The organism is Streptomyces sp. NPDC058877, from assembly GCF_042742855.1.
Classification (GTDB): domain Bacteria; phylum Actinomycetota; class Actinomycetes; order Streptomycetales; family Streptomycetaceae; genus Streptomyces.
In genome coordinates, this window is the sequence record NZ_JBHYMF010000340.1 from 1 (window position 1) to 3,380 (window position 3,380).

Below are 3,380 nucleotides of genomic sequence, written 5' to 3' on the forward strand. Positions count from 1 at the left end.
GTCCCCTCCGGACGGCGGGCGGGCCGCCGTCGACGCCGCCGCGCCACGGCCCGGTCGACGCGCACGCTGCGGATGCCGTGGCGGAAGCCCGGTTACGGAAGGGGGCGGGGCGGGGAAAGGCTCCGCGCGGCGGCTCACGACCCGCACCCCATCCACCCGCCCGTCCGCACACCCGAAAGGCACACCGTGACGCAGGACGACCTCCTCACCCGGGCCCAGGCCTGGCTCGCCGAGGACCCCGACCCGGAGACCCGGGAGGAACTGGCCGCGCTCCTCGACCGCGGCGCGACCGACGAGCTCGCCGCCCGCTTCGGCGGCACGCTGCAGTTCGGCACGGCCGGGCTCCGCGGTGAGCTCGGCGCCGGCCCCATGCGGATGAACCGCTCCGTGGTGATCCGTGCCGCCGCCGGCCTCGCCGCCCACCTGAAGGCGAAGGGCCGGACCGGCGGCCTCGTGGTCATCGGCTACGACGCCCGCTACAAGTCCGCCGACTTCGCCCGGGACACCGCCGCCGTGATGACCGGTGCCGGGCTGCGGGCCGCGCTGCTCCCCCGCCCGCTGCCGACCCCCGTCCTCGCGTACGCCATAAGGCACCTGGGCGCCGTCGCCGGCGTCGAAGTGACCGCGAGCCACAACCCGCCGCGCGACAACGGCTACAAGGTCTACCTGGGCGACGGCTCGCAGATCGTGCCGCCCGCCGACGCGGAGATCGCCGCCGAGATCGACGCGGTCCGGTCGCTCCACGACGTGCCGCGGCCGGACGACGGCTGGGAGGTGCTCGGCGACGAGGTCCTGGAGGCTTACCTGGCCCGCACGGACGCCGTGCTGACCCAGGGCTCCCCCAGGACCGCGCGCACCGTCTACACGGCCATGCACGGCGTCGGCAAGGACGTCCTGACGGCTGCGTTCGCCCGGGCGGGCTTCCCGCCGCCGACGCTCGTCGCCGAGCAGGCCGACCCCGATCCGGCCTTCCCGACGGTCGCCTTCCCGAACCCGGAGGAGCCGGGCGCCATGGACCTGGCCTTCGAGGCCGCCCGGGCCGTGGACCCCGACCTCGTCATCGCGAACGACCCGGACGCCGACCGCTGTGCCGTGGCCGTGCCGGCCCCGGACGCCGAGGGCGGCTGGCGGATGCTCCGCGGCGACGAGGTGGGCGCGCTGCTCGCCGCGCACCTGGTGCACAAGGGCGCCACCGGCGTGTTCGCCGAGTCGATCGTGTCCTCCTCGCTGCTCGGCCGGATCGCCGAGGCCGCCGGAGTCGGCTACGAGGAGACGCTGACCGGCTTCAAGTGGATCGCCCGGGTGGACGGCCTGCGCTACGGCTACGAGGAGGCGCTCGGCTACTGCGTCGACCCGGAGGGCGTCCGCGACAAGGACGGCATCACGGCGGCGCTGCTCGTCACCGAGCTGGCCTCGGAGCTCAAGGAGCAGGGCCGGACCCTCACCGACCTGCTCGACGACCTGGCGGTGGCGCACGGCCTGCACGCCACCGACCAGCTGTCGGTGCGCGTCGAGGACCTCGGCGTCATCGCGAACGCGATGGCTGCGCTCCGCGAGCGCCCGCCGGCCTCCCTCGCCGGTCTGACGGTCGTCTCGGCCGAGGACCTGACGAAGGGCACGGAGTCGCTGCCGCCGACGGACGGGCTGCGCTACCACCTGGAGGGCGCCCACAAGGCCCGGGTGATCGTCCGCCCGTCCGGCACCGAGCCCAAGCTCAAGTGCTACCTGGAGGTCGTCGTCCCCGTCGGAGACGCCAGCGAACTGGCCGCGGCCCGCGCGACCGGGGCCGAGGTGCTCGCCGCGATCAAGCGGGACCTGGCCGAGGCTGCCGGGCTGTAGCGGAATGCCGGAGGGCCGGTACGGGATCGTTCCCGTACCGGCCCTCCGGCGTTCCGTGCACGCCTCCGTCCGGGTGAATCCGCCCGGAGCCCGGGGCGCGCCGCGGGGCACGTGCCCGGGGCCGGACCGCCGCCGTGCGGAAGCGCCCGCGGCTCACCCCGTCGCGAAGAGCACCACGAGCAGCACCAGCCCGGCCACCGCCGGAGCGATGATCTCGTACGCCCAGCGCACCTGCGGCTCGCCCTGCGCGCCCTCGCTCCCGGCACGCAGCTCGGCCAGCGCGCGCAGCTCGGCGACGGCACGGTCGGTGGGCGCGGTCCGGTCGGCGCTGTCCCGCACGTCGGCGGTGACGGAGGTGCGGCGGTGCGGATCGTCCTGGGAGGCACGGGCGGCGCGGCGGGCCGCCCGCTTGCGCTGGCGCAGCGAGACGGGGATCGCCCACAGCTGGTACTTGGCGCCCTCCTGGGTGAACACCTCGCTGGAGTAGCCGGCGCGGACGTCGGCGACGGCGGCCCAGGGCAGGAGGATCGACCGGAAGGGGTTGCGGATCCGGAGCCGCTGGTCGTTGGCGTACACCGCGGGCCGGATGGTGAAGGCGACGATCAGCGGGACCACGAGGACGAGACCGGCGAGCGCGAGCCAGGGGGTGCGCCCCTCACCGCGGATCACCGCGTCCCCCGTGAACAGGACCGCGAGCAGCACCAGGAAGACACCGCTCGCGATCCCGAGGGGTGACCGGAAGACCTTGTCGGCGTAGGCCGGTGCTGCGGACGGCTGGTCGGGGATCGACCCGCGGCTCGGCTCAGGGTCGGGCTCGGGGGTCGGCTCGGGGGTCGTCATGCCGCCGATTGTGCCTCAGCCGACGGACCGGAGGTCAGGCGGCCCGCACGGCCGTGAGCTCCGCGTACAGAATGATGTTGTCGGGGCGGTGGCCGTCGACCAGCTCCCCGCCGCAGGTGATCAGCCGGAGTTCGGGGCGCGTGGTGTTCCCGTACACCTTGGTCGTCGGGAAGGCCCCCTTGTCGACCTGCTCCAGCTCGCGGACCCGGAAGACGGCGGTCTTGCCGTCGGCGCGGGCCACGGTGATCTCGTCGCCGACCCGGACCTTGGCGACGTCCTTGAGGACGGCGGGACCGCGGACGGTGTCGAAGTGGCCGATGAGGACGGCGGGGCCGGTCTCCCCGGGCGTGACGCCCTTCTCGTACCAACCGATGCGGTCGGCGTCGGCGACCGAGGGCACCTCGACGGTGCCGTCGGCGTTCAACCCCAGGTCCAGGATCGGACGGGCGTCGACCCCGGCGGCGGGGACCTGGACGCGGACGGGCAGGGAGCGGGGCAGCGCTTGCACCGGGGCGGCGCTCTTCGCGGGCTCGGGGGCGGTGGCGGTGGCCCCGGCGATGTGGGCGGGCGGGGTGGAGGGCGAGGGGCCGGACGCCGAGCAGCCGGTGAGCGCCACGAGCGCGGTCAGGAGGAGGACGGACGCGGTGCGGGGGCGGATGCGGTTCACGGGAGGGCTCCGGGCGGGACGGGACGGGCGGCGG

The 3,380-nt window shown here is 75.4% G+C and carries 3 protein-coding genes; 1 reads left to right on the plus strand and 2 read right to left on the minus strand.

Annotation, left to right across the window (positions count from 1 at the left end; translation table 11 throughout):
• Positions 1-186 precede the first annotated feature (186 nt).
• Positions 187-1,839, plus strand: coding sequence for a phospho-sugar mutase (locus ACFW2Y_RS35145; RefSeq protein ID WP_384887625.1), 1,653 nt, complete (start codon positions 187-189; stop codon positions 1,837-1,839).
• A gap of 153 nt (positions 1,840-1,992) precedes the next feature.
• On the opposite strand, the gene ACFW2Y_RS35150 is transcribed toward ACFW2Y_RS35145, so the two are convergent.
• Both ACFW2Y_RS35150 and ACFW2Y_RS35155 read right to left on the minus strand, forming a co-directional pair.
• Positions 1,993-2,679, minus strand: a complete 687-nt coding sequence (locus ACFW2Y_RS35150; RefSeq protein WP_384887628.1) for a PH domain-containing protein — start codon at positions 2,677-2,679, stop codon at positions 1,993-1,995.
• A 34-nt stretch (positions 2,680-2,713) separates the two neighbouring features.
• Positions 2,714-3,346, minus strand: coding sequence for a class F sortase (locus ACFW2Y_RS35155; RefSeq protein ID WP_384887631.1), 633 nt, complete (start codon positions 3,344-3,346; stop codon positions 2,714-2,716).
• Positions 3,347-3,380 lie beyond the last annotated feature (34 nt).

Bases quoted from the DNA above. Each gene is read 5' to 3' on its own strand.
- ACFW2Y_RS35150 (WP_384887628.1), bottom strand. From the start codon at position 2,679: ATGACGACCCCCGAGCCGACCCCCGAGCCCGACCCTGAGCCGAGCCGC.